23 protein-coding genes are annotated in these 24,432 nt (G+C 40.6%); 6 read left to right on the top strand and 17 right to left on the bottom strand.

The window, feature by feature from the left end; all coding sequences use genetic code 11:
- Window positions 1–69: 69 nt before the first annotated feature.
- The gene (locus tag PL11_RS06105; protein ID WP_035168042.1) at window positions 70–1,689 is read right to left on the bottom strand and encodes a peptide ABC transporter substrate-binding protein; all 1,620 of its coding nucleotides are present in this window, start codon (window positions 1,687–1,689) and stop codon (window positions 70–72) included.
- A 252-nt stretch (window positions 1,690–1,941) separates the two neighbouring features.
- Here PL11_RS06105 and hflX point away from each other — a divergent pair, with 252 nt between their 5' ends.
- Together hflX and PL11_RS06095 are read left to right on the top strand one after the other, a co-directional pair.
- On the top strand, window positions 1,942–3,228 hold the full coding sequence (hflX, locus tag PL11_RS06100) for a GTPase HflX (protein ID WP_035168040.1): 1,287 nt from the start codon (window positions 1,942–1,944) through the stop codon (window positions 3,226–3,228).
- Window positions 3,229–3,257: 29 nt separating this feature from the next.
- Window positions 3,258–4,625 carry an APC family permease gene (locus PL11_RS06095; RefSeq protein ID WP_035168037.1) on the top strand — a complete coding sequence of 456 codons (1,368 nt, stop codon included), beginning with the start codon at window positions 3,258–3,260 and terminating at the stop codon, window positions 4,623–4,625.
- Between the two features lie 49 nt (window positions 4,626–4,674).
- Here the strand turns inward: PL11_RS06095 and PL11_RS06090 are convergent, their stop codons facing one another.
- The 12 genes from PL11_RS06090 to PL11_RS06035 form a co-directional block, all read right to left on the bottom strand.
- Window positions 4,675–6,192, bottom strand: a complete 1,518-nt coding sequence (locus PL11_RS06090) for a YfcC family protein (protein ID WP_035168035.1) — start codon at window positions 6,190–6,192, stop codon at window positions 4,675–4,677.
- A gap of 3 nt (window positions 6,193–6,195) precedes the next feature.
- Entirely contained in the window at window positions 6,196–7,353 is a 1,158-nt protein-coding gene (locus tag PL11_RS06085) for an ArgE/DapE family deacylase (RefSeq protein ID WP_035168033.1), read from the bottom strand.
- 139 nt (window positions 7,354–7,492) lie between these two features.
- Entirely contained in the window at window positions 7,493–8,206 is a 714-nt protein-coding gene (locus tag PL11_RS06080; protein WP_078256933.1) for an amino acid ABC transporter permease, read from the bottom strand.
- A 15-nt stretch (window positions 8,207–8,221) separates the two neighbouring features.
- A complete protein-coding gene (locus PL11_RS06075; protein ID WP_035168031.1) occupies window positions 8,222–8,863 on the bottom strand; it encodes an amino acid ABC transporter permease in 642 nt (213 codons plus the stop codon).
- Window positions 8,860–9,690, bottom strand: a complete 831-nt coding sequence (locus PL11_RS06070) for a transporter substrate-binding domain-containing protein (protein ID WP_035168029.1) — start codon at window positions 9,688–9,690, stop codon at window positions 8,860–8,862. The genes PL11_RS06075 and PL11_RS06070 overlap by 4 nt, the downstream gene beginning before the upstream one ends.
- Before the next feature lie 24 nt (window positions 9,691–9,714).
- The gene (locus tag PL11_RS06065) at window positions 9,715–10,455 is read right to left on the bottom strand and encodes an amino acid ABC transporter ATP-binding protein (RefSeq protein ID WP_035168026.1); all 741 of its coding nucleotides are present in this window, start codon (window positions 10,453–10,455) and stop codon (window positions 9,715–9,717) included.
- Window positions 10,456–10,770: 315 nt separating this feature from the next.
- Window positions 10,771–11,598 carry a DUF6681 family protein gene (locus PL11_RS06060; RefSeq protein WP_035168024.1) on the bottom strand — a complete coding sequence of 276 codons (828 nt, stop codon included), beginning with the start codon at window positions 11,596–11,598 and terminating at the stop codon, window positions 10,771–10,773.
- A complete protein-coding gene (locus PL11_RS06055; RefSeq protein ID WP_035168022.1) occupies window positions 11,598–12,236 on the bottom strand; it encodes a hypothetical protein in 639 nt (212 codons plus the stop codon). The genes PL11_RS06060 and PL11_RS06055 overlap by 1 nt, the downstream gene beginning before the upstream one ends.
- Before the next feature lie 72 nt (window positions 12,237–12,308).
- Complete coding sequence (locus PL11_RS06050; RefSeq protein ID WP_035168021.1) at window positions 12,309–12,749, bottom strand: Fur family transcriptional regulator; 441 nt, start codon at window positions 12,747–12,749, stop codon at window positions 12,309–12,311.
- A gap of 105 nt (window positions 12,750–12,854) precedes the next feature.
- Entirely contained in the window at window positions 12,855–13,412 is a 558-nt protein-coding gene (locus PL11_RS06045) for a guanylate kinase (protein ID WP_035168019.1), read from the bottom strand.
- A 1-nt stretch (window position 13,413) separates the two neighbouring features.
- Window positions 13,414–13,842, bottom strand: coding sequence for a bis(5'-nucleosyl)-tetraphosphatase (locus PL11_RS06040; protein ID WP_035168016.1), 429 nt, complete (start codon window positions 13,840–13,842; stop codon window positions 13,414–13,416).
- A gap of 1 nt (window position 13,843) precedes the next feature.
- A complete protein-coding gene (locus PL11_RS06035) occupies window positions 13,844–15,010 on the bottom strand; it encodes a cation:proton antiporter (RefSeq protein ID WP_035168014.1) in 1,167 nt (388 codons plus the stop codon).
- Between the two features lie 126 nt (window positions 15,011–15,136).
- On the opposite strand from PL11_RS06035, the gene PL11_RS06030 reads away from it, so the two are divergent.
- Together PL11_RS06030 and PL11_RS06025 are read left to right on the top strand one after the other, a co-directional pair.
- Window positions 15,137–17,548, top strand: coding sequence for a Xaa-Pro dipeptidyl-peptidase (locus tag PL11_RS06030; RefSeq protein WP_237047476.1), 2,412 nt, complete (start codon window positions 15,137–15,139; stop codon window positions 17,546–17,548).
- A gap of 64 nt (window positions 17,549–17,612) precedes the next feature.
- On the top strand, window positions 17,613–18,524 hold the full coding sequence (locus PL11_RS06025) for a proline iminopeptidase-family hydrolase (protein ID WP_035168010.1): 912 nt from the start codon (window positions 17,613–17,615) through the stop codon (window positions 18,522–18,524).
- A gap of 542 nt (window positions 18,525–19,066) precedes the next feature.
- On the opposite strand, the gene PL11_RS06020 is transcribed toward PL11_RS06025, so the two are convergent.
- From PL11_RS06020 to PL11_RS06010, 3 genes are all read right to left on the bottom strand, one after another.
- Complete coding sequence (locus PL11_RS06020; RefSeq protein ID WP_035168008.1) at window positions 19,067–20,245, bottom strand: MFS transporter; 1,179 nt, start codon at window positions 20,243–20,245, stop codon at window positions 19,067–19,069.
- Between the two features lie 140 nt (window positions 20,246–20,385).
- Complete coding sequence (locus PL11_RS06015) at window positions 20,386–20,964, bottom strand: peptidylprolyl isomerase (RefSeq protein ID WP_035168006.1); 579 nt, start codon at window positions 20,962–20,964, stop codon at window positions 20,386–20,388.
- 15 nt (window positions 20,965–20,979) lie between these two features.
- Complete coding sequence (locus tag PL11_RS06010) at window positions 20,980–22,536, bottom strand: ABC-F family ATP-binding cassette domain-containing protein (protein ID WP_035168004.1); 1,557 nt, start codon at window positions 22,534–22,536, stop codon at window positions 20,980–20,982.
- Between the two features lie 135 nt (window positions 22,537–22,671).
- Between PL11_RS06010 and PL11_RS10500 the strand changes: the two genes are divergently transcribed.
- Together PL11_RS10500 and PL11_RS06000 are read left to right on the top strand one after the other, a co-directional pair.
- Window positions 22,672–22,788, top strand: coding sequence for a VOC family protein (locus PL11_RS10500; RefSeq protein ID WP_335621929.1), 117 nt, complete (start codon window positions 22,672–22,674; stop codon window positions 22,786–22,788).
- Window positions 22,789–23,024: 236 nt separating this feature from the next.
- Window positions 23,025–23,708 carry a CPBP family intramembrane glutamic endopeptidase gene (locus PL11_RS06000; protein WP_237047475.1) on the top strand — a complete coding sequence of 228 codons (684 nt, stop codon included), beginning with the start codon at window positions 23,025–23,027 and terminating at the stop codon, window positions 23,706–23,708.
- Window positions 23,709–24,076: 368 nt separating this feature from the next.
- Here the strand turns inward: PL11_RS06000 and PL11_RS05995 are convergent, their stop codons facing one another.
- Window positions 24,077–24,430 carry a YxeA family protein gene (locus PL11_RS05995; protein ID WP_035168003.1) on the bottom strand — a complete coding sequence of 118 codons (354 nt, stop codon included), beginning with the start codon at window positions 24,428–24,430 and terminating at the stop codon, window positions 24,077–24,079.
- Between the last annotated feature and the right edge of the window lie 2 nt (window positions 24,431–24,432).

Below are 24,432 nucleotides of genomic sequence, written 5' to 3'. Positions count from 1 at the left end.
TAGCCTTATAAATATGAATAAGGACCGACAAAATATCCATCTTTTGGATATCGCCGGTCCTTATTTGTTCTATTTGATCGTTACTTTACTCCAGTCCCAAATTGGTGCTGTTGGGAAGAATTGAATTCCTTTGATGTTTGATTTAACCAGCTGTGGCGTAACTTGTTGATAAAGTGGAACGACCCCTTCATCATTTACCAATATTTTTTCAGCTTGAACCATATCGTCCCAGCGTTTATCAGTATTGTTAGCGTCTTTACCTTCAGCATTCGCAATCAACTTATCATATTGTTTATTGCCCCAACGACCATTGTTATAAGTGTTGTGAGATGTCATCAATGATAAGAATGTAATTGGATCTGGGAAGTCACCAGTCCACCCTGAAAGTACCATCTGGAATTGACCATCAGCAGAGCGTTGTAATCTCGTCTTGTATGGCAAGTTCTGGTTAGTTACCTTAAACCCAGGCAGTTTTGACAATTGGCTTTGAACAAACTCATTTGTCTTCTTGGCTTGGTCTGTATCATCACCCATTAATGTGAATGAAACTGATTTTTTGCCCTCTTCTTTCATTCCCTTTGCCCAGTACTTCTTAGCTTGGGCGAGATTTTGACTAACTGCACCCTTAACGTATGATGCGTCTGCAAAATCTTTGCCATCGTGAAGTGACATGTCAGTTGCTACAAACCCTTTGGCAGCAACTGAACCGTCGGCTAGCACCTTGTTTGCCAATTGATCACGGTCAATTGCTAATGAAATTGCCTTACGTATATTCTTATTCTTAAAGAATGGAATCTTGCGTTGGTTCATTTCAAGATACCAAGTCGAAGCGACCTTCCGTGAAGCAAATTCCTTATTATTCTTGTAGTTCTTAACCTGTTGGCCACTTAACGTAACCACGTCAAGTTTGCCACTTTGGTACTGATTCAATCCTGTCGAAGGATCCTTAACTGTTTGGAAATTAATTTTGTTCAACTTAACTGCCTTAGCATTCCAGTAATTCTTGTTCTTAACTAAGGTCCAAGTATCATTGGTCCCATTCCAGCCTTTCAAAACGAAAGGACCGTTGTATGCCAAATCATTAGCTGTTGTCCCGTACTTGGCACCAAATTTCTTAACGTAGCTCGCCTTTTGGGGCATGAAGTAAGACTGGGCAACCAAATACTTGAAGTAGCTTTGGGGTTTAGCTAAAGTAACTACCAGCTTATATTTACCTTCGGCCTTAACTCCCAACGCACTCAACGGCTTTTTGCCAGTGTTGACCTCGTTAGCATTTTTAATATGGTCAAATATGTATGCGTATTGTGAGGCAGTCTTGGGATTTAACGTTCGCCGCCAAGCATAGACAAAGTCCTGGGCTGTAACAGCACTACCGTCGTTCCACTTAGATTTCCGTAAGTTAAACGTCCAAGTTTTTCCATCTTTAGAGATGGTGTAATTCTTGGCTACTCCCGGAATAACCTTGTTGTCAGTCGACATTCTTAGCAAACCTTCATTAGTTCCATTTTGCGTCTGGCCAGAAATTTGGTCAGTCGCCTTTGAAGGATCCATTGTTGTCAAACTGTTGATCTGCATCCAGCTAATTTCTTTCTTGCTTGATTCAGATGAGGATTGTTTCCCACACCCTGCAAGTACCAGTCCAGACAATAGAGCTAAACCGGCAATCTTAATACCACTCTTCAACTTCATTCACTTTCACCCTCTACTTGTATAATGTTCTTAATTTTAAATTAAAATTAGATTAAAATCAACATTTCATTTTAATGTAATCGCTAATCAGCCTTGCAAATCATTCATAAACGCTGATATTACAGTGCTAATAATTAGATTTTATTTAATCTCAGAAATGTTTATGTTACAAAGTGATGAAAAAAACAATTTGTCTACAAAAATTAAACACTTGTGTGCTATACTAAGACACATCAAATCAGGAGGCAGTCAATGACAGAACTCGAAGAAAAAACTCCCGTAATTACAATTGGCCTAAATCGCGGGTCTAAAAATTTTAACTATTCAATAGAAGAATTAAATAATTTAGCCACAGCAAATAACATGACTGTGACCGAAACATTGATTCAAAAGTTAGATCGTCCAGACGCATCAACCTACTTTGGTAAAGGAAAGATTGAAGAACTTGCCACAGTGGTTCAAGACACTGGTGCTAACACAGTGGTTGCTAACGACGAACTATCACCAAGTCAAATTCGGAATATTGAAAAGCAAACCAATGCTAAAATCATCGACCGAACCGGGTTGATTTTAGAAATCTTTGCCAACCGAGCACAATCCCGTGAAGCTAAACTCCAAGTTGAGCTCGCTAAATTGCAATACCAAATGCCTAGATTGCATACCTCAGCTAGTCAACGTCTTGACCAGCAAACAGGTTCCGGTGGTGGCGGAGGATTTACCAACCGTGGTTCTGGTGAATCACAATTGGAATTAAATCGACGGACCTTACAAGACCGAATTTCACACGTTCGTCACGAACTTAAGGAGCTAGGTAAAGCCTCTGATGTTAAACGCAAGCAGCGTGATAAGAGTAACCTACCAACAGTTGCCTTAGTTGGATATACCAACGCTGGAAAGTCTACCGTTATGAACGGATTGATCAACTTGTTCGGTGAAAATGTCGACAAACAAGTAATGGTTAAGAACATGTTATTTGCAACCTTGGATACCTCAGTTAGAAAGCTGACTTTACCAGATTCAAAAACGTTCTTACTAAGTGATACCGTTGGATTTGTTAGCCAACTGCCTCACCAACTGGTTGAAGCATTTAAATCAACTTTGGCTGAAGCTGCTAACGCTGACTTACTAATTCAAGTGGTTGATTATTCAGACGAAAATCGCGATTTGATGATGAAAACAACTGAAGATACGTTAAATGACGTTGGCGTCACCGGTATTCCAACCATCATCGCGTTTAACAAGGCAGACAAGTTAGAAGTCACCTTCCCAAGTCGCGAAGGCGATAACCTAATAATGTCAGCCCTAGATGAATCATCACTTCAACAATTGGTTTCAATTATTAAGGAAAAGATTTTTGATAATTACCACACAGTCACATTGATGATTCCGTTTGACAAAGGCGACATCATTTCATATTTAAATGACAATACTAACGTCATCTCTACCGACTATGATGCCAACGGTACAATGATCAAAGTAGAGCTTAATGACGTTGATTTTAAGAGATATGGCGGCTACATCCTCCCAGAGGAAGATTAGCCCCTGGCAAATGAGAAGGAGTTTTTGCTATGCAACAAGATAATCAAAAGAAGGTTTCACTAGACCGTGACCTAGGTTTATGGTCAGCACTATCATTAGTTATCGGTACGATTATTGGTGCCGGTGTGTTCGTTAGACAATCAGCCGTTTTGGATGACGCTGGCTCAACCACGATGGGATTGCTAGCATGGATAGCTGGTGGGATTTTAACTCTAACTGCTGGTCTGACAATTGCTGAAATTGCCTCACAATTACCACAAACTGGTGGTTTATATGTCTACATGGAAAAACTGTACGGTAAGCTTTGGGGATTCCTATCTGGCTGGATGCAAATCATTATTTACGGCCCAGCAATGATTGCTTCTCTTGGTGCCTACCTAGCAATTTTGTTGTCTGACTTCTTTGGTTTCCCATCAAGCTGGAACATTCCACTTGCTATCGGTACAGTTATCGCCGTTGGAATTTTAAACCTGTTTTCAAACCGATACGGAGCAACTTTTGCTATTATTACAACTTTATGTAAGCTCGTTCCGGTTGGAGCACTGATCATCTTTGGTTTGTTCTTCGGTAAACACGATGCCTTCGGTCAAAGTATTTCAGAGGTTCATGCAACTGCTGGTAACTTTGGTGTTGCCATCCTAGCAACGCTGTTCGCCTTTGATGGTTGGATCCTAGTTGCTAACCTTGGTGGTGAAATCAAGAACCCTCGTAAATTATTGCCACAAGCAATTACTTACGGGATCCTTGCAGTTTTGGCAATTTACTTGTTAGTTTCCTTTGGGGTTTATCGAGCAATTCCTGCTGAAAAGATTCACTCACTCGGAACTAGTGCAATTCCTTACATTGCCAATCAAGCCTTTGGTGACGTTGGTGGTAAGATTCTAAGTATTGGAATTATTATTTCAATCGTGGGCTGTATGAATGGTAAGATTATGACTTTCCCACGGATCATGTACGCAATGGCTCGTCGGAACCAACTACCATTTTCAAAGACTCTCTCATACCTTCACCCAAAGAGTCACACACCAATCTTTTCAACTGTTGGTGAACTAGCAATCGTTGCTTTGATGATTGTTTTTGCTAACGCTGACCGTTTATCAGAACTATGTATCTTTACGGTTTACTGCTTCTACGTAATGGCCTTCGTTGGTGTATTCTTGCTCAGAAAGCGGAATGCTGGTAAGAAACGAGTATTCTCAACTCCACTCTTCCCAATCACGCCAATCGTTGCCATCCTTGGTTCATTGTTCGTGATTGTTAGTGAAATCCAATCAGACTTAGTTGGAGTATTAACTTCATTTGTCTTCGTTATCATTGGAATTCCAGTGTTCTATTACCAAAGTAAAAAACATGCTGGTGAACCAGATAATGGTCCGGCAGAAGAAGAAATTGATTAATAAGTACGAAAAAACGACCAATCTTGAGATTGGTCGTTTTTATATGCATTTATAAAACTGCCACAATTCCTAAGAAGGCACAAGTGATGATAAATAACATTGCTATTAGTTTCCAGGTCCATTTCCACCAAGTGATTAGACTGATATGAGATAAGGCTAGTGCCCCCATCAGAATGGCTGAGGTTGGTGTAATCGCAGTAATCAACCCCGATGATGCTTGAAATGCAGAAACCATTACACTGCCGTCTACGTGTGAAAATGCCGCTAACGAACCCATAATGCCCATCGTAGCTGCAGCCAAACCAGAGCTTGACGGAATTACGATTGATAGCACACAGAAGAATACAAATGCCAAAATGGCAAATACCGGTTTAGGCAATCCACTCAAGCCGGTTTCTCCAAAGTGAAGAATCGTCCCAGTAATCATCCCACTATTCATAATTGCTTGAATCCCTCTAGCAACCGCAACAATAATAGCTACGTTTAAAAGTTCTGCCATTCCACCCATAAACGATGAAATAAACTCAGATTCATTTATGTGCCCCACAAACTTAATTACAATCGACATCAATAAGAATAGCAAAGTGATTTCATTAAAGTACCAATTACCTAATGAAACGATATCTTTACCAAGGATAGTTCCTAAAAATGTGTTTTTAGTGATCAAGCTATTAAAGCTATCAAAGAACGTCCAGTGACTGTTAATACTCGTCCAAGGCACTAATCCAATAATCATGATTACAAAGGTTAGACAGAATACAACTAGTACCCCTTTTTGATTCTTTGTCAGTGGCTTAGGTTCAGCTGTCCTGGCAGCAACAGAGAATGTTTCCATATCTTTATCACGTTGCTGATATACTAATGACTTTGTCGGATCTTTTCGAATCTTTTCTGCGTAATGAAGCACGAATAAAATTGCAATTGCAGTAACGATAATTAATAAAATAATTCTAGAAAACAGGCCAACCCCAGGGGATATTTTGATAATTCCTGAAGCCACTCCTGTTGCAAACGGGTTAACGGTTGATGCTAAATCACCAACTCTGGTGCTAAGCAAAATAATTCCCACTGCAACCAAAGAATCATAGCCAACCCCCATCATAATTGGAATCAACAATGGGAAGAATGCCATCGTTTCTTCACCCATTCCGTACGTTGAACCACCAATTGAAAACAAAATCATTAATACGATAATGAGGCGCTTTTCATGTCCTCGATAACGGTTAACAATGGCTCGAATACCGTCATCTAAGGCACCTGTCTTATTGACAACGCCAAGAAATCCACCAATAACCAAAATAAACATCGAAATTTCAATGGCTCCAGTGGTCTGCTTATTTCCAATCATCCCAATAATTGGTGCCATTAAAACATCCCAAAGTCCTTGGGTATGGCTAGCAACTGTTTTGTAGGTTCCACTGATTAGCGTTCCATCTGATGTCGTTGAGTACGTCCCAGCTGGAATAACCCAGGTCAGAACAGCAATCAGCGCAATCAGACCAAATAAAATCGTAAACGCTGACGGCATCTTTAACCGTTTAGACTTTTTTTCATCGATTTGATTCATAATTTATTTCTCCTTTGCGAAGAATTCAACTGCTAACTGTTTATAAAAATCAATTGATTTGAGATAGACATCTAAGTCTACATACTCATCAACTTGGTGGGAAGTATCGTTACCAGGTCCCAATAGAGCAATACTGAAGTCACCCTTTGCATGAAGAAATTCTTGACCATCATTTGCGCCGGTTTGCCCAACTGCTTCCAATGGTTCATCAAACATCCCATCATGAACCTTTTTGAGCAACTTGATAAATGGCGAGTTTTCATCCCCGGGCATTGCTTCTTCTGGAAAGCTATATTTTATCGATAAATCAAAACCCGGCCTTTGATTCAACTTCTCCACCAACCCATTCAACGCATCAAAAACTACTTGATTAGGATATTCTGGAATCGTGCGAATGTTTCCCTTCATGATCCCCTTAGCAGGAACACTATTAATTTGTACCCCACCACTAATGACACTTTGAACGTGAGTCAACTTGCCAAGAACCGGGTTCTCCTTATCAAATTTGGCCATCACAGATCTAACTTCAGTAGCAAAATCAACCAAAGGGTCAATAGCGTTGACTCCCTTTTCTGGACGAGAACTATGCGCACCCTTACCAACAGAAGTGATGATGTAATCAATAACTCCTTTAGACGTAAAGCCAACTCGGCTCATGCCATCACCCGGCTCCGAAATAATCAGTCCACCAATTCCGTCAACGTATCCAGCTTTAGTCAATTGAGCAGCACCATACTCCCCAGTTTCTTCACCCACTGTTGCAAACATCTTTATCTTTCCTGGAACACTATCTGACTCAAGCATCTCTAACATAGCAATGAGTTGTGCTGCCAAGCCGCTCTTCATGTCAGTAGCACCACGACCGTATAGTTTGTTATCTTTGATAGTTGCTTCAAACGGATCGCTACTCCAATCAGCAGGATCACCCGCAGCAACCACATCCTCATGACCAGAAAAGCCAAGTGTTGATGGGCCTTCTCCAATCGTAATCACCAAGTTATCTCTTCCAGGCGCATATGTAACTCTTTGAATATCCACTCCCTTATTTGCATAAGGTTCAAATAACCCTGAGATGTAATCAGCAACCTGTGCTTCATTATCGTTCACTGATCGAATTGCAATCAGATCAGATAAAATCTGAATTTTCTGCTGTTTTTCCATAGTTTAATAACTCCTTTTTCGTCAAAAACGTATAAATATACGTTATCATCTGCAAAACTTGATTACAACATAAATTTGATTTGGGATACAAAAAAAGCCGAACCACCGTAATTGGTGTTCAGCTTTCTGTAATGAATCCCTATTGCAGCGGCATATCTCCACCCTGAACATCTTCATCTTCAGGGTCTTGGGCAATAGACTTCTTCTGACGTCTCTCAAGGTATGAGGCAAACAGTGAAAGTGAGTAACAAACGATAAAGTAAATAACCGCCAATGCAATAAACATTGGAATTGTGTAATTAGTATTCTGACCATAAATGATTTGCGCATGGTTCATCAAATCAGGCAGCACAATGATAGTTGCCAGTGAAGTATCCTTAACTAAGGAAATGAATTGAGAAACGATGGCAGGAATCATATTTCTAATGGCTTGGGGTAACACAATGTGCCACAAACCTTGCCAATAAGTAAGTCCATTGGCCCGAGCACCTTCCATTTGACCAACTGGGATCGAGGCAATTCCGGCACGCACAATTTCAGCAACCATGGCAGCTTCGAAAATTGAAAGCGCCATAATTGATGCCCAAATTGGCGCTGGCTTAAAGCCTAGAAGTGGCAAACCAAAGTAGGTAAAGAAGATTATCAAAATCAATGGCAAGTTACGAATGATATCAATAATGAACCCAACAATTGGTGACAACCATTTGATATTAACGTAACGGGTAATTCCTAAGATAACCCCTAAAATGTAGCTAAATAAAATTGAAAGGACTGAAACAAAAACAGTGACCCAAGCTCCTTCAAGAAGGAACCGGATGTTAACCCATGAATATGCACCTAATACGTTTAACATATTTGATTCCTCCTTTTAAGCAGCAATTTTCTTTTCAAGGTGACGCATATAGTAGCTCAATGGCAATGTGATTACCAAATAAAGCACTCCGACACACATATAAGCACTCATACTTTGTAGTGAGTCAGAAGCAATAACGTTACCCTGGTACATCAAATCAAATCCAGCAACGAAGGCTAGAACTGATGAGTTCTTAATTAAGTTGATAAATTGGTTTCCCAATGGTGGGATAACGTACTTAAAGGCCTGTGGCAACACTATGTAACGCATTGATTGCCAGAAGGTCAAACCATTTGAACGGGCACCTTCCATTTGTCCAGGATCAACCGATTGAATTCCTGAACGAACAGTTTCAGCAATAAACGCTGATGAGTAAAGTGTCAGACCAATTGTTCCAGAAGCAAACCCACTAATTTTTGCCACGTACATTGGAATAACCACGTAGAAAAACATTGTGATAACTAGTAGCGGAATGTTCCGGAATAGTTCGATGTATGCCTTAGCGATTACATGAACCAACTTGTTTGGCATAACTTCCAAAATAGCGAATGCAGAACCAATGATCAACGCAAAGAACAACGCAATCAAACTACATAGAATTGTTTGCCAGAATCCTTGGAGAAGAAGGCCTCCATAATTTTGAAAAATACTTATCATTGTCTGTACGCCTCCTTCAAATTGAATCCTTTAACATTTCCGAACCACTTGTTTAGTAACTTGTTGTACTCACCAGATTTTTCAACCTTGGTGAGGGCACCATTCATTGCTTTTTGTAGCTTAGTTTGACCCTTATCAACCGCAATTCCGTAAGGTTCGTTAGTGAATGTTCCACCAACAACGGAGTAGCCAGGGTTTTCAACAGACATACCATAAAGGATACCGTTATCGGTAGTAAGTGCTTGTCCTTGGCCGGACTTCAAAGCAGTCAGCGCTTGTGAGTAGTCGGTTAGTTGTAGCACTCTTGCCTTGGGAGCAAACTTACCAATGTTTTGAACTGAGTTAGAGCCAACAACCCCAAGGACAACGTCGCCCTTCTTATTAAGGTCCTTAACGTTCTTAATTGGGCTACCATCTTTGACCAAAATTGCTTGCCCAGCGTCAAAGTATGAACGACTAAAGTCAACTTGCTTTGCCCGCTCTGGGGTGATGGTCATAGTTGCCATAATGGCATCAATGTTTCCGTTTCTAAGTAAAGGCATCCGGGTTTGACTAGTAACTTGTAAGAAACGAGCCTTACCGTCTTTGCCGAGGATTTGTTTAGTCATCGCCTTAGCTAAGTCGACTTCAAATCCCTTAATTTCATTATCTTTAACGTCCATCAAACCGAATAACTTAGTATCAGCTTTAACACCCCAGGTAATGGTGTTCGATGCTTTGTCTTCGGCTAAGACGTCTTTTTTAGCGCTTGAACTACATGCACTTAAACTAATAATCGTTACAAACAGTGCAAGCAAAAGTCCAAGCTTCCTGTAGACCTTTTTCATAGTGCATCCCTCCACGTAACGATTTTAGTGCGTAATAATCTTGCCTAAGAACTGACGAGCACGTTCATTTGAAGGTTCACCATTAAAGAATGTATCACTGCTGTCATCTTCAAGAATTTGACCATCAGCCATGAAAATAACTCGGTCAGCCACTTCACGAGCAAAGCCCATTTCGTGGGTAACAACCAGCATTGTCATGTTGGAGTCACGAGCAATATCTTTCATTACGTTCAAAACATCATCAATCATTTCGGGATCGAGAGCTGAAGTTGGCTCATCAAACAACAAACACTTAGGTTTCATTGCTAGTGAACGAGCAATAGCAATTCGTTGTTGTTGACCACCAGATAGTTGTGCTGGATACTTTTCAGCTTGATCAGCCAACCCAACTCGGTCTAGTAATTCCATTGCGAACTTTTTGTTTTCTGCTTCATCACGTTTCAAAACGATTCGTGGTGCTAGCATAATGTTTTCAAGAATTGTCTTGTTAGCATAGAGGTTAAAGTGTTGGAACACCATCCCAACGTTCTTCCGAATTCGGTTAATATCCGTCTTCCGGTTTGCTAAATCCTGACCGTTAACGATCAAGCGACCATCTTGAACTGGTTCCAGTCCATTAACCGTACGAATTAGGGTTGATTTACCTGAACCTGAAGGTCCAATCAACACAACCGTTTCGCCGGCCTCTATCTTTAAGTTGATGTCTTTTAACGCGTGAAAATCACCATAATACTTTTGTACGTCATCAAACTCGATCATTGCCATACTTATTTCCTCCAAACTCAGGGCAATTAATTAAAATTGTCTAAGAATTATTACTAAATCAATCATAGGTTAAAACTGCCCCCGTGTAAAATAACCTAACCTAAAAAAATTGAAACAAAATGATAGCGACTAAGACTGCCGTTATCTCAATAAATCAATTCCGAATAATTATCGGCTTAAGTTGGTAGTATTTAATATTTTACCCGATTAATAGCTAAGATGTACAGTTTTTTTTGCAAAAATAATGGCAAAACAAAAAGATTAGCTTTCATAATCTTTTCAAGCTAATCTTCATTTTGAGTACTTCTATTCATTTTATTTTTGCTTTTGGTAAGCAACTTTAATCGCGATTTCGTAGTCTTTTTGGTGTTCCATCAAGGTTGAACGACCGTACTTTTTGTAGGGTCCACCAACCAGTGTCACCGAGGCTAAAAAGAACTTGATATTTTCTTTATCAATCGACTTGATTGATTGCAAACCAATTCTTTTAACCTCACCAACTGGAAATTGTTCAGCTTGGTTAAGCCCGGCGTAGACCACATAGCGGTCACCCGTCCGTTTCATATCAAAATATGGCAGCAAGACTCCCTTACCAATCGCAAAGACAGGCTTACCATCTGTTGCCTTGATCACTTCCGCAAGCTGGCGATCAGAATGACCACCATAATCTTCACGTAACAAGTTCTTTGATTTTAAAATCGTCACAATTTGATTGATATTTTGTTGTTGGTCAGGTGTGCACTCTACCTTCGCTGGAATCACGTGACGATCGTCAAACATCCCGTTGGCAGGAATGTTATTAGTGACCACATTACTGCCAGTCATCTGCGAATTAATTTGGGTTTTCTTTGGCTTATTAGCGATGTGTAAGGCTTTAGCCAATTTGGGGGTCAAATCAAACTTCGGTTGATGATTTGTAAAGTAATAAAAGAAGTTACAAATCTCAAAGTAAAGCAACACGATGGCGACTAGCAGAAACATTAACCCTCGAGGAATGTATCCGTTACTCAAAAACCTGTATGAAATGTAAAACAGGTATGCGTCACCTAGCGCACCTAAAATCGTATAAATCCTACTCTTTAAGGTGACACTAATGTTGAAGTACCCAAGGTAATGGTTAACCATGTCTAAGAAACTAAACATTAATCATCACCTCCCTGAGTGGTTGTATTCTGTTGCGTAGTTGTTCGGGTAGTATTCCCAGTAGTGCTACGGGCTGTACCAGTAGTCTTCTCAGGTTCTGTCGTCCCAGTGGTAGTATCACCAGTGTTAGCCGTGTTCCCAGTTGTGGTCTCAGTCCCTTGTTTTTCAGTCTGGGTGGCGTTGGCATTTTTCTTGGTGTTACTTGTTGTTCCCGTAACCGTGCCAGATTTCTTAGTACCGGAGTTAGATTTATCTTTAGCTGACGTTGTCGTGTTACTTGCCGATTTTTTAGCTTTATTAGTTGTGGTGCCAGTGTCTGTTGCAGTGGCCGCTTTGTCATTTTGCTCATCAGTTTTGGTTTGTTCAGCTTTTTTCTCAGCTGAATCATCCTTACTCTTATCGGCTTTCTTCTTATCAGTATTATCTTTCAACTCTGCACTAGAGCTATTTTTACTTGGCTTTTCAGTCTTACCATAAATCTTTTTAGAAAGGCTTTGCTGATTTGCTGTTTGAGTTTGGGCCGGTGTCCCCTCATTAGTAGCAGTTACCTTATTAACCACAACGTTAGTTGCTCCCAGTGCGAGTGAAATTGATAAAATCGCAAACGGCGTGATTAACGGTGGGATTCGATTGTCCATGGATACACTTCCTTACTCAAATTGTTAAACCAGATTATGCCACAAATATATGTTATTCTGATAAATTTTTCGTTAATTATTCTTTAAATTAGCACATTCTTGGCACAAACCGTAAATTTGGAAGTAGTGACCCGTTATTTCAACACCGGGAAGCTGTTCAAGCACCTCAGGGCTTAGTGGGCATTCCTTAAGCTCAGTCACCTTGCCACAATTATTACAGATAAAGTGATGATGATGCTCATTTTTAAAGTCACATTGGAACTTAACACACTGATGTTGTCCCTGAACTTGTTTTTCAACGATTCCCATTTCTTCAAATTCAGAAATGTTTCTATAGATAGTATTATGGCTCATCTTAGGAAATGACTTACGCATATAATCGTCAATTGCGGTTACTTCTACATATTTATGGTCAGCGGTGTTCGCAAGGTACTTGATCATCGCGATTCGTTGCTTTGTAATTTTATAATTATTGCTTTTTAAGACTTTAGTTGCTTCTTCTACTGCAGGCATATTTTAGTTACCTCCGTTAAATGTAACGATTACTATTACTATTTAACTTATCCTAACACAAAAAAATGCCACATACAAACTGACGTGGCAAGGATTTTTACATTATTATTTATATTTTGCAACAATATCATTAACAATGTGTTTCGTTCGTTCCCAATCATTGTTGTTAATGACAAATGCGTTACCCTTAAGTTCTTCGGGAAGAGTTAAATCTCGCAAATATTCATCGCTCTTAATCCGATCAGCTAACGTCTGGGTGTCATCTCCCCTGGTCTTCATCCGTTGGAGTAGCGTACTCGAATCATCAACTTTCAAAAAAATGACAACGGCTTTATCACCCAACTCACGTTTATAAGTAATCGCTCCCGCGGTATCCAAAACAATGGTAATGAAGTCAGAACTCTTCCAAGCTTCATCAAGACCTTCAAATGATGATCCATACCGATTTCCCGCATAAGAAACTGATTCCAGATAGTGGTTATCCCCAAACGAATCTTCCGATTCAAAGTAGTAATCCACCCCATCTTCTTCATGAATCCTCGGTGCCCGAGTCGTATGAGTAATGACCTTGGGCATATTAAACTCCTTGGTCAAGTAATTTCTAACTGTGGTCTTACCGCTCCCGGCGGCTCCCGTAATTACAAATACACGTTGTTCACTCATCTTAATCGCCAACTTTTTCTTTGGTTTTGATGTAGCTATCAGCAGACTTTAGTAACTCACGTAAATTGTCATAAGTTAAAGTATTGTACGCCTTATCAAAGGTAAACCAACCAAACGAATTAATTTCTTCAGCTTGACGGGAAACTTGTACGTCTTCTGGTACCCGACTTACATAAAAGGTTACCACCTTGTGATTACCATTCTTCATGTCATACTCCAAGGTCTGCTCGAAGTTAGTATCAATTTTAGTCTCCAAATCAGTTTCTTCACGAATTTCTCGTACCGCAGTTTGCACTAGATTTTCATTCGCTTCAACGTGTCCCTTTGGAAATCCCCAAAAGTCATCAGTAGCACTTTGTAATAGTAGGTAGCAAACCATATTGTTTCTAATCTGATAAACAACTGCTCCACTTGCGTTTTCAGTAGCCATATTAATTACTCCCCTCACCCAATTTGTCTAATTTTGCAATGGTCCGCTTAAGGAATAGCGGTGCAATAATCGTTGAAATCACGATTACAATAATAATTTCTGAATACAATTCTGGTGCAATCAACTTTGCTGAGATTCCGATTTGGGCGATAATCAACGCCATTTCACCACGAGAAATCATTCCTGAACCAACTACCATCGCACTAGTTGTGTTCATTCTAGCAATCTTTGCCCCAATTGCTCCACCATATAGTTTAGTAATTACTGCCAATACCGACATAATCACAATTAGACCAATATTCTTTAGGACGCCATCAAATTCCATTTCCAATCCAATGCTAACAAAGAAAATTGGAATAAAGAAGGTGTAGCCAACTGAACTGACCGAACTGGAAATTTCTCCTTCATACTTGGTCTGAGAAACAGCCACCCCAGCAAAGAAGGCCCCAACAACGGCACTCAACCCAATTAAATCAGCTGTGTAGGCCATCAATAAACAAATCGATAAGGAAACGATTGCGACCGCTCCGTGAACGGGTAACCGCTCTGCTAACCTGAGAACGAAGGGAACCACCCATTTAACCAGGAATACAACCCCAATGAAGTAGCACACCTGTAGTATCGTGGCAGTAACCAAGTTCATCTGACCATCACCGCCAACGCCAAATACGCTAACAAAAACACTTAGCAGGATAACGGCAATAATGTCATCGACCACTGCCGCTCCCAAAATGGTAGCACCCTCTCTAGTATCAAGTTTCTTAAACTCACGTAAAACCTCAACACTGATTGAAACTGACGTTGCTGCAAAAATGACACCCCAAAAAATCGAGCGTTCAAATCCTTGCCCCATAAATTGTCCATATATATAGAACAAAATCATCGGGGCAATGACTCCGCACATCGCAACGTAGATTGCTGGCCGGAAATACTTCTTTAATAAATCGAGGTCACTTTCGATCCCAGCAATAAACATCAACACGATTACTCCAAGTTCGGAACCAACGTGCATCAGGTGATTATTTGCAAGAATGCCAAAAACTCCAGGTCCTAGGAGCACCCCTACGATTAGCTGCCCAATAACTGCTGGCATCCCAACTCGCTGGCTTAATGCCGATGCAATCAAAGTCGTTATTAAAATTAATGCAATTTGCCCAACGTAATCCATATATTCTCCCTACTTTTTTTCTTATAACTAAATACTATCATTTTAGAAAAATCTCTGCCATTTAAAACAGCGATTGGTCAGGTAATGTATAATTACTTTAATTCAATCGTTACGGAGGTACTTACTTTGAAAATTAACCAGTTCGCTTACGTACCAACTAGCCACGATAAAATCGTTCAGGAGCTAGCAGATATTCGGTTTGTAACGCCAAAAACCAGGAAGGTATCAGACCCTGTGATGCTCTACCGGCAATTTTTGATGAAGTTTCTGCTCGAAAATCAGGGCCATTCAACCCGTGAGCATCGCCTAACCACCATCATGGCGACTGCTGAACAAAGCGTTGACGAGTATACCAAAACTAATGCTGCTATTTCACACGAGGCATTTTACAATGTAGCTTTACAACTACTTCAGTTTGAAGTTGGCCTGGATTTTGACTTAACGGATCCAGTCAAAAAAATGCATGAATTTGGCTTACCAACTACTGAAGCCGCAGACCCATTTGACCGAGACGGCCTAATTGACGCCTGGTATTTACTGCTAAATACCAGGACTAAGTTTGGCCAGACACTGATTGATTACCTAGCAGGTCAAGGTTACTACGCCCAATTTGGTGCAGATTCAGGTTTGAAGAAGCCCGTCTTTTTCAACGGTAAATCTCAAGCTGTGTTTAATACCTCCAAGCTAATTCGCGAAGTTGTCTACGTCGAAGCGCCAGTCGATTCCGACCATGATGGAAAGCGCGACTTAATCAAAGTTGAGGTTATTCGCCCAAACGAAACTAACAAGGGCGTCAAGGTGCCGGTCGTCTTCACTGCTAGCCCTTACGACCAGGGAACTAATGACAAGCAGGCCGATGACCTGACTCACGACGTTTCTAAGGACCAGCTTGTTCACAAAGATCCAAATGATTTTACCAAGGTAGACGTGACTGCCGATGCCCCTAATACATCATTACCACCAGAAACTAAACCAGAACAAATGACCGATACAGCAGAAGAATCATTCACAAAAACCTGGACTTACACACTCAACGATTATTTGTTGGCCCATGGATTTGCAGTCGTTTACTCTTCAGGAGTCGGAACTAAAGATTCTGATGGTTACCGGACAACTGGCTCAGATGCTGAAACCATTTCAACTACAGCTGTAATTGAGTGGTTAAGTCACAACCGGGTCGCCTTCACGAACCGGACTGACAAGGTTGGAATCGAAGCATGGTGGAGCAACGGCAACGTTGGTATGACTGGACGTTCATACCTTGGTACCCTTGCAAATGCTGCTGTACTATCTGGTGTCGACGGCTTGAAGACTGCAGTTGTCGAAGCCGGAATTTCTAACTGGTATGACTACTACCGCGAAAACGGTCTAGTAGTTGCCCCTGGCGGTTTCCAAGGAGAAGATGCCGACATCCTGGCGGAATTGACTTTCTCAAGGAAACAACGGGCTAACCAATACCTTGAAACTAAACAGTCTTGGGAACACCAATTAAAGGCAATTGAAAAGGATGAGGACAGAAAAACCGGCGATTACAATAAGTTTTGGGACGCCAGAAACTACCTAAATTCTGACAAAGCGAAGGCAGACGTTCTATTGGTTCATGGTTTGAATGACTGGAACGTTAAGCTATCCCATGCTTACAACTTAAAGGAGTTATTGAAAAACGATAACCTCACCTTAAAAACCGTTCTTCATCAAGGCCAACACGAATACCTAAACAACTTCCGCTCCGTTGACTTCACAGATATGGTCAACCTTTGGCTGGTCAACAAACTTTACGGAATCGAGAATCAAGCCGACAAAGTTCTTCCAGACGTTCTTGTTCAAGATAACGCTGAAGAACAGACTTGGAAGACCATCATTAATTGGGGATCCGAGAAAACGAAGCAAGTTAGTCTCGCTGACGAATGGTTCACCAACGTGAACGGTAACGCCAAGTTTAGTAACCAGATGCCAGCCGAACAGTTTAAAGAATTTAGTGACAATACCAGCAAATGGCGCTCAGAACTTTATAAGCTCGACACATCTAAAGTCGACCAAAACAGCATTAAGCTAGTTTCTGCACCGCTTGAAGAGGACCTAACCATCAATGGTAAGGTTCACCTTTCAATTAATGTAGCCAGCGACCAGAATTTGGGAATGTTAAGTGCCAAAATCGTCGACTATGGTAAGGCTAAACGGCTTACCCCTACTCCCCAAGTTCTTGAGCCAATGCAAATCAACCTTGGCTACAATTGGCGAAAAGATAACTTGCGGGAGTTTGAATCCGAAAAGAAAGCAACTGAGTACAAAAAGATTACTGACGGCCACATCAACATGCAAAACCGCCAAAATAGCTATCACATTGATGACGTAGTTCCAGGAGAATCATACCAAGTCGACTTTGATTTAGAACCTGAAGTGTTCCGCATTTTGAAGGGTCACAAAATTGGGATTCTATTATTCTCAGCCGACCTTGATTTCACGATTAGAACTAACCAAGAAATCAACTACACTGTTGATTTAAACAAATCAAGCATCACGCTCCCAATCGAATAGAGGATGAAATCACGTGCTGAAAAGTGGTATAATTTAACTTATATTGCAAAGGACAGGTGATAAAATGCGTCAAGGAACTAAGATCATCACACTAGATAACGGTTACCATCTCTGGACAAACACTCAAGGTGAAGGCGATATTCATTTGTTAGCACTTCACGGTGGCCCTGGTGGCAATCACGAATATTGGGAAGATGCTGCAAAGCAACTTAAGAAGCAAGGGCTAAACGTCCAAGTTCATATGTATGACCAACTAGGATCATGGTACTCAGATAGCCCTGATTTCTCAGACCAAAAAGTTAGGGACTCAATCTTAACTTACGACTACTTCTTGGACGAAGTTGAAGAAGTTCGTCAAAAATTAGGTATCGATCAATTCTACTTGATTGGTCAATCATGGGGTGGCTCATTGGTTCAAATGTATGCTGAAAAGTATGGTGAACATTTGAAGGGTGCCATCGTTTCATCAATGGTCGATAACATCAAAGACTATACTGACCACTTGGCACAAATTCGTGAAAAGACATTTACTCCTGAACAATTGTCATTCATGAAGGAATGCGAAGCTAAGAACGATTATGACAACGAGGAATACCAATCACTCGTTGATATTTTGAACAAGAGCTACATTGACCGTAAACAACCATCAACCCTTGATCATTTGATCAGTACCATGAACACTGATATTTACGGTGCTTTCCAAGGTGACAATGAGTTTGTTATCACTGGTAAGTTGGGTGAATGGAACTTTACTGACAAATTAAAGAACATTAAGGTACCAACGTTGGTAACCTATGGTGAACATGAATCAATGCCAATTGAAACTGGTAAGCGGATGGCTGAAATGATCCCTAACGCAAGATTTGTATCAACACCTGAGGGTGGCCATCATCATATGGTGGATAATCCGGATGTGTACTATGATCATTTGGCAACGTTTATTAGAGAAGTGGAAAATGGTTCGTTCGCTGGATAAAAAAACATCTGTAAGACAATTATGTCTTGCAGGTGTTTTTTTATGGGCTGCTTTGGGATTAACCGGATTGACAACGCAACAGACTGCACAAGCAAGTAGTATGCATAGAGCAAAATTTTCCAGACCAATTCACGTTTACCACTGGATTTTGGGATCAAGATTTGCCAAGAGGTAAACATATAAAAATTGCCAGGTTCTATCACATGGGTCCTGATGGATTTATGCTATATGTTGCTGGTCACGGTAAAACATTATGGTATGCACGAACAAATAGTAGTTCATGGTTTTATAGATATTAAGCGAGGCCCCTTAATGTGGGGCTTTTCTTATACAAAAAAGAGTGAGCCCACATATGGACTAACTCTCCACTTACCCAAATTCACCCCTAGAGCCACCCCAATCAGTGGTGAAATTGTCGTTAGTCAGCATGACTTACGACAACGTCGAGCTTTGAAACTTTCGGGGTTTGAAAGGTTCGAAGTCGTGCGCACCACGTTCCATTGGGAGTGGCTAAAAGGTGAATTGAATGCTAATCAATCCGATTATTCTTTCAATCCTCTACCCGCAATCATCCTGTTCAATATTGTTAGCAAGCCAAACGCCACAATAATAAACACAATGCTTCCATAATTGATATACCTCAGTCCAGGACCATCAATGATGACACTTCCGCTAGCCGATCCTAACGAAATCCCTAGGTTAAAGAAGACTGGGTTAAGCGATGAAGCAAACACCACAGACTGTGGGTAAAATTCTTCCGCTACGTCCAAAAAGTGAATTTCAATTGATGAACCTAAAAAGTTAAACATTGATTCCATCAAAAATATCAGTGTTAAAGCGATGGCTACGTTTGAATATGAAAAACCAACAGCTAAAAACAGCAGGATTTCAACAATGAAAATAAATGGCATTTTCCGCAACCCATGATGGTTTGCTAAAATTCCAGATGCTTGGCTACTGAAGATTGAAATAACTCCAATAATTGCCAGCAACGTACTCAACATAACCGGACCAAAGTGTAGAATGTCGGTGATTATCGGGGCAATGTAAGTGTGGAAAGTATTAATTCCGGCAGACCAGAATAGTGGCACAAGTACCCCTACCCAAATCAGTGGATCTTTTAAAAGTACAAGTGGACTATCTTGGTCATCATCATAGCCAGCCCTAAGATCATTGGGCAACGAAATTAGTCCCAAACCAAAAGTAATTAAAGACAAAATCGCCACTACCCAGAACGCAGCGTGCCAACTGGCAACGTGGGCAACGTAAGTGCCGACAGGTATCCCCACAACACTGGCAATACTAAAACCAGAGAAAATCCACGCAATCGTAAACCCGCGCTTTTCCTCTGGAGCAATTGCATTTCCAAAAGTTAGGGCAACTGAAAGCAGTGCTCCTGAGACGGACGCGGTAATAATCCTAGAGATCACCATGATTGGATAGTTGATTGCCGTCGCACTCATTATTAACCCGAGAATATAAATCACCATCAGGACCGCAAACGTCCGATAGTACCGGTAACGGCCTACCAGCAAAGTGATGATTGGGGTACTGATCGCATAGACTAAGGCAAAAACCGTGACCAGTAAGCCAACACTTGCCAGCGAATGGTTAAAGTAGTTTGATAAATCATTTAAAATTCCTGATACGAGAAACTCTCCACACCCCAGTGTGAACGAAATTAACACCAGAATGAAGAAGCGAAAGTTGAAAGACTTCATAAGAACCCCCTATGTAATTCGGCTATAAATGCTGTACCTAAAGCATTTTAACCAACTAAATAATCTTAACAGCTAATGGGGGTAGAATCAATTCAAGAAAAAGAGGCCAATTCCACAATGGAATTGGCCTCTTCGTTATATTAATCTACCGTTACTTCTTTAATTACAACATCTTCGAGTGGTTTATCTGATGCATCCCGATCAACCTTGCTAATTTCCTTAACAATGTCCATACCAGAGATTACTTGGCCAAACACAGTATGTCTGTGATCCAACCAAGGAGTTCCACCGTTCTTGTACTTTTCAACGACTTCTGCTGGATAACCTGCTGCTTCCATTTCTGGAATCATGTTAGCTGGCATATTTTCGTTTGAAACGATGAAGAATTGGCTTCCGTTGGTGTTAGGACCAGCATTGGCCATTGAAAGAGCACCGTTAAAGTTGAATAATTCAGCTGAGAATTCATCTTCAAACTTTGAACCGTAGATACTTTCGCCACCCATACCAGTACCAGTTGGGTCGCCACCTTGAATCATGAAATCAGGAATTACTCGGTGGAAAATTACGTCCTTGTAGTAATCATTTTTTGATAATTCAACGAAGTTCTTAACCGTCTTTGGTGCCAAATCATCAAACAATTGGATTTGGATGTCACCGTGGTTAGTTTTAATTGTTACTTTAGTTCCAGTTGCATTTGCTAAATCTAATTGCGGATACATATCGTCACGCTCCTATTAAATACCCTCGCGGTTACGAAGGCTGAGTTTTTCAACGTTGAGAACCTTGTCGACTAAGCCGTCATAAAAACTGTTCTCATGGCTAACAATAATAACATTTCCTGGGAATCGGTCAATCGAACGCTTCAAAGCTTCCTTAGTTTCCTCATCCAAATGGTTGGTAGGCTCATCCATAATCAAGAAGTTGCTTTCTTTAAATTCCATCAAAGCAAGCTTGACCTTGGTTTGTTCCCCACCAGAAAGTTGGCCAATTGGCTTCATTGCGTTTTGGGCGTCCAATCCACACTTAGCTAACTTAGTTCTGATTGCCTTTTGGTTCATCTTAGGATACTCATCAGAAATAATCTGCATTGGTGTCATTTGGTTATTATCCCACAAAAGTTCCTGGCTAAAGTAGTTTATTTTAGTTGATGGAGAGAACTTAACATCCCCACCCTTAGCAGGAATCTTTTGCAAAATGGTCTTAATCAAAGTTGACTTACCAACCCCGTTAAATCCACTAAAGCCGACCTTTTCACCCATCGTTACTGAGAAAGTAACGGGTTCCAAAAGTGGTTTGTTGTACCCAACAGAAAGTTTTTCAACGACCAAGGCTTCATGCGAACCAGTGTCCGCAAATGGGAAGTTAAAGCTAGCTTGTACATTTGTCGAAGGTGGATCCACCTTGTCCATTCTCGCCAGTTTCTTTTCCCGTGACTTGGCCATGGTTGATTTAGAACCAGCTTTGTTTTTCCGGATAAACCGCTCGGCCTTTTCAATTTCAACTTGTTGCTTATCAAATTGCTTTTGTTGGAACTCTTCTCGTTCTTCACGTTGGCGCATCGCTTTTTTAAAACTTCCACGATACTTGGTAATTTTACCAAACGCCACGTTGATGATACAGTTAGTGATCTGCTCTAAGAAGTCGTAATCATGGGAAACCACAAAAACGGCACCCTTGAAGTTGTTGATGTAATCAATCAACCACTCGATTTGGGCAGTATCCAAATAGTTGGTAGGCTCATCCAGTAAGATTACGTCCGGGCTTGCAAGTAGCATTTTAGCTAAAATCGCCTTTGAACGTTGGCCACCAGACATCTTTCCAACCAAGTGATCGCGGCCGATACTGTCTAACCCCAAACCAACGATGGTTTGTTCAATCTCAGTATCCAACTCATAGAAGTTACCGGCATCCAAGTCATCTTGAAGTTGCCCTGCACGTTCCATCAACTTATCGTCGCCTGTGTTGGCGTATTCTTCATAAATTTCAGTCAGTCGTTTATTCTTCTCGTACAAATCCGCAAAAGCAGTGCGCAAGAAATCGGTCAGCGTTAAATCTTCTTCAACGTCGGCGTACTGATCCAAATATCCAATTTTAATGTTTTTTTGCCATTTAATGTCTCCGGACAAGGGGAGCATACTTCCGGTGATGATCTTGATCAAGGTTGATTTACCAACCCCATTTTGACCAACGACCCCCATATGATCGTCCTTTTCCAACTGAAACTCGGCATCCTTGTACAGATCTTTTTCCGCAAAACTCATCGAAAGATCTGACACTTCTAACAGTGGCATTTAATGTAGCTCCTTAATAAATTCGAAATAATCGTACATGATAGTACGCTACTCTTATTTCAATTATGAGTCAACCTTCGCAAACGCTTAAAATGGTATATAATTGAAGTACTTTTAAAAAAGGATGTTTAAACAATGAACATAAGAGAAGTTGAATACATTACCATTCCCGTTTCTAACCTTGAGGTCAGCCTCAGATTTTACCATGAAGTATTTGATTTACCCATCATCGAGATCGCTGATGGTTCCTAAGGTGCTCAACTAAATAAGCACTTCATTAAATTCAGAGAGGTTGAAAAAGTTGAATATCCAGTTGAATTCGGCTTTGTCGACAAGGATACGATGGAAAACATTCACTCCCACCTCATCAACTACTTCGTGGATATCGTTGAGGATCCCCACGAAACCAACGAACTAAGGAGAAAGGCAACTTCAGTAACAGTTCTTGATCCTGATAAGAACCGAATTGAAATTACCGTGTTTAATTAATGATGAAAAATACCCATTACTTAACAACTAAGGGGCTTCAAATCGTCAAGTGGTTGGCTTTCGTTGCCATTTATTTGATTTCATCTTCAATCTTTCAGTTAGCTGGCCTCTACACCAATGATCCGGTGAAAGCCCAAAACGTGTTGGGAGTCGGCTTAATTGCCACTGCGATTGCTCTTGGTGTAATTGGCTGGCGCTACTACCAGCAACTTGATAAAAATAATCCCCGGCATTTTGGTCATAAACCTACTACCGCCAAAAAAATCTGGTTTTTGATTGCCCTTTTTGTCGGCATGATGTGTTTCCAATATTTCTGGAGCTTTTTGATTTCCTCTGGTGTGATTCACATGCCTGAAAATCAGCAGGCCGTTGCCGAACAGTCACTCAGAATGCCAATTTGGAATGGTGTCTACTCAATTATTTTGGCCCCCATCTTTGAAGAGTTAGTGTTCCGTGGTATCTTCATGAACTACTTCTTCAACAAGGACAATCGTGTCAACAACTGGCTAGCTATGCTTTCCAGTGCACTATTGTTTGGATTCGCCCATGAAATGCAATTCGACCTCAACTGGTTGATGTATTCAGGGTTAGGTCTATTCCTGTCATACGCATACATGCACTACCGAGATTTGCGGTTCAATATTGGTTTGCATATGCTGAATAATTTGATGACGTTTATCTAAAAATTTCAAAAAAATAGCAACGATAGCTCAATTAAGAGTATCGTTGCTATTTTTTCATTATTTTAACCTACCATACACCCAATGGATAAACTTCATTGGCAAATGCAAGTTAACTATCATGATTAAAAGTAAACCAATCATTAGCGTTGTAAATCCATTTATATCAAAAGAATCGATAATATACGATTCAAGCGGAGTTGATAACTTCCACAATATAATTACAGTCGCAATGTAAGATAGCCACCAGACAATTTGTCGTTTTCTTGTAGTCTTGCGATTTTCCTTATAATCAGCTTTAATTGCAATCACCCAATTCCTAATACATCAAGCATATCATCACAAAAAGTGCTTGCAAAGCAACTACTGGTTTACATATTAATCTTACTCAACGCCTGTTTAGGCACCTGGTCTCTACTTACCTCTTCATAACTAATGACACCCTTATGCTGTGACCAGCCAACTTTAATGTAGTGTCCCTTAGTAAATTTATGGCCTTGATATGAACCCACGTGCAGTTCTCGAAATTTCCCCTGCTTGTTGTAACCCTTAATATTGTACCAGTAAACATCTGGGTCGTGATTTCCCTTTGACTCATCAGTGTTGGCTAGTTTACCAACCTGGCCATAATAGTACTCGCGTGCCATATTTTGGTAGTACATAGCACCAAGCCCGGCAGCCAAAACAATCAAAACAATTATTAATGCGGTTGTTCTTTTACTCATGC

Origin of the sequence: Lentilactobacillus curieae (assembly GCF_000785105.2) — a bacterium.
Classification (GTDB): Bacteria; Bacillota; Bacilli; order Lactobacillales; family Lactobacillaceae; genus Lentilactobacillus; species Lentilactobacillus curieae.
This window is presented reverse-complemented; position numbering and strand designations above follow the sequence as displayed.

Coding starts and splice junctions, on each gene's coding strand:
- PL11_RS06105 (WP_035168042.1), bottom strand. CDS start 1,689: ATGAAGTTGAAGAGTGGTATTAAGATTGCCGGTTTAGCTCTATTGTCT.
- hflX (WP_035168040.1), top strand. CDS start 1,942: ATGACAGAACTCGAAGAAAAAACTCCCGTAATTACAATTGGCCTAAAT.
- PL11_RS06095 (WP_035168037.1), top strand. CDS start 3,258: ATGCAACAAGATAATCAAAAGAAGGTTTCACTAGACCGTGACCTAGGT.
- PL11_RS06090 (WP_035168035.1), bottom strand. CDS start 6,192: ATGAATCAAATCGATGAAAAAAAGTCTAAACGGTTAAAGATGCCGTCA.
- PL11_RS06085 (WP_035168033.1), bottom strand. CDS start 7,353: ATGGAAAAACAGCAGAAAATTCAGATTTTATCTGATCTGATTGCAATT.
- PL11_RS06080 (WP_078256933.1), bottom strand. CDS start 8,206: ATGTTAAACGTATTAGGTGCATATTCATGGGTTAACATCCGGTTCCTT.
- PL11_RS06075 (WP_035168031.1), bottom strand. CDS start 8,863: ATGATAAGTATTTTTCAAAATTATGGAGGCCTTCTTCTCCAAGGATTC.
- PL11_RS06070 (WP_035168029.1), bottom strand. CDS start 9,690: ATGAAAAAGGTCTACAGGAAGCTTGGACTTTTGCTTGCACTGTTTGTA.
- PL11_RS06065 (WP_035168026.1), bottom strand. CDS start 10,455: ATGGCAATGATCGAGTTTGATGACGTACAAAAGTATTATGGTGATTTT.
- PL11_RS06060 (WP_035168024.1), bottom strand. CDS start 11,598: ATGTTTAGTTTCTTAGACATGGTTAACCATTACCTTGGGTACTTCAAC.
- PL11_RS06055 (WP_035168022.1), bottom strand. CDS start 12,236: ATGGACAATCGAATCCCACCGTTAATCACGCCGTTTGCGATTTTATCA.
- PL11_RS06050 (WP_035168021.1), bottom strand. CDS start 12,749: ATGCCTGCAGTAGAAGAAGCAACTAAAGTCTTAAAAAGCAATAATTAT.
- PL11_RS06045 (WP_035168019.1), bottom strand. CDS start 13,412: ATGAGTGAACAACGTGTATTTGTAATTACGGGAGCCGCCGGGAGCGGT.
- PL11_RS06040 (WP_035168016.1), bottom strand. CDS start 13,842: ATGGCTACTGAAAACGCAAGTGGAGCAGTTGTTTATCAGATTAGAAAC.
- PL11_RS06035 (WP_035168014.1), bottom strand. CDS start 15,010: ATGGATTACGTTGGGCAAATTGCATTAATTTTAATAACGACTTTGATT.
- PL11_RS06025 (WP_035168010.1), top strand. CDS start 17,613: ATGCGTCAAGGAACTAAGATCATCACACTAGATAACGGTTACCATCTC.
- PL11_RS06020 (WP_035168008.1), bottom strand. CDS start 20,245: ATGAAGTCTTTCAACTTTCGCTTCTTCATTCTGGTGTTAATTTCGTTC.
- PL11_RS06015 (WP_035168006.1), bottom strand. CDS start 20,964: ATGTATCCGCAATTAGATTTAGCAAATGCAACTGGAACTAAAGTAACA.
- PL11_RS06010 (WP_035168004.1), bottom strand. CDS start 22,536: ATGCCACTGTTAGAAGTGTCAGATCTTTCGATGAGTTTTGCGGAAAAA.
- PL11_RS10500 (WP_335621929.1), top strand. CDS start 22,672: ATGAACATAAGAGAAGTTGAATACATTACCATTCCCGTTTCTAACCTT.
- PL11_RS06000 (WP_237047475.1), top strand. CDS start 23,025: ATGATGAAAAATACCCATTACTTAACAACTAAGGGGCTTCAAATCGTC.
- PL11_RS05995 (WP_035168003.1), bottom strand. CDS start 24,430: ATGAGTAAAAGAACAACCGCATTAATAATTGTTTTGATTGTTTTGGCT.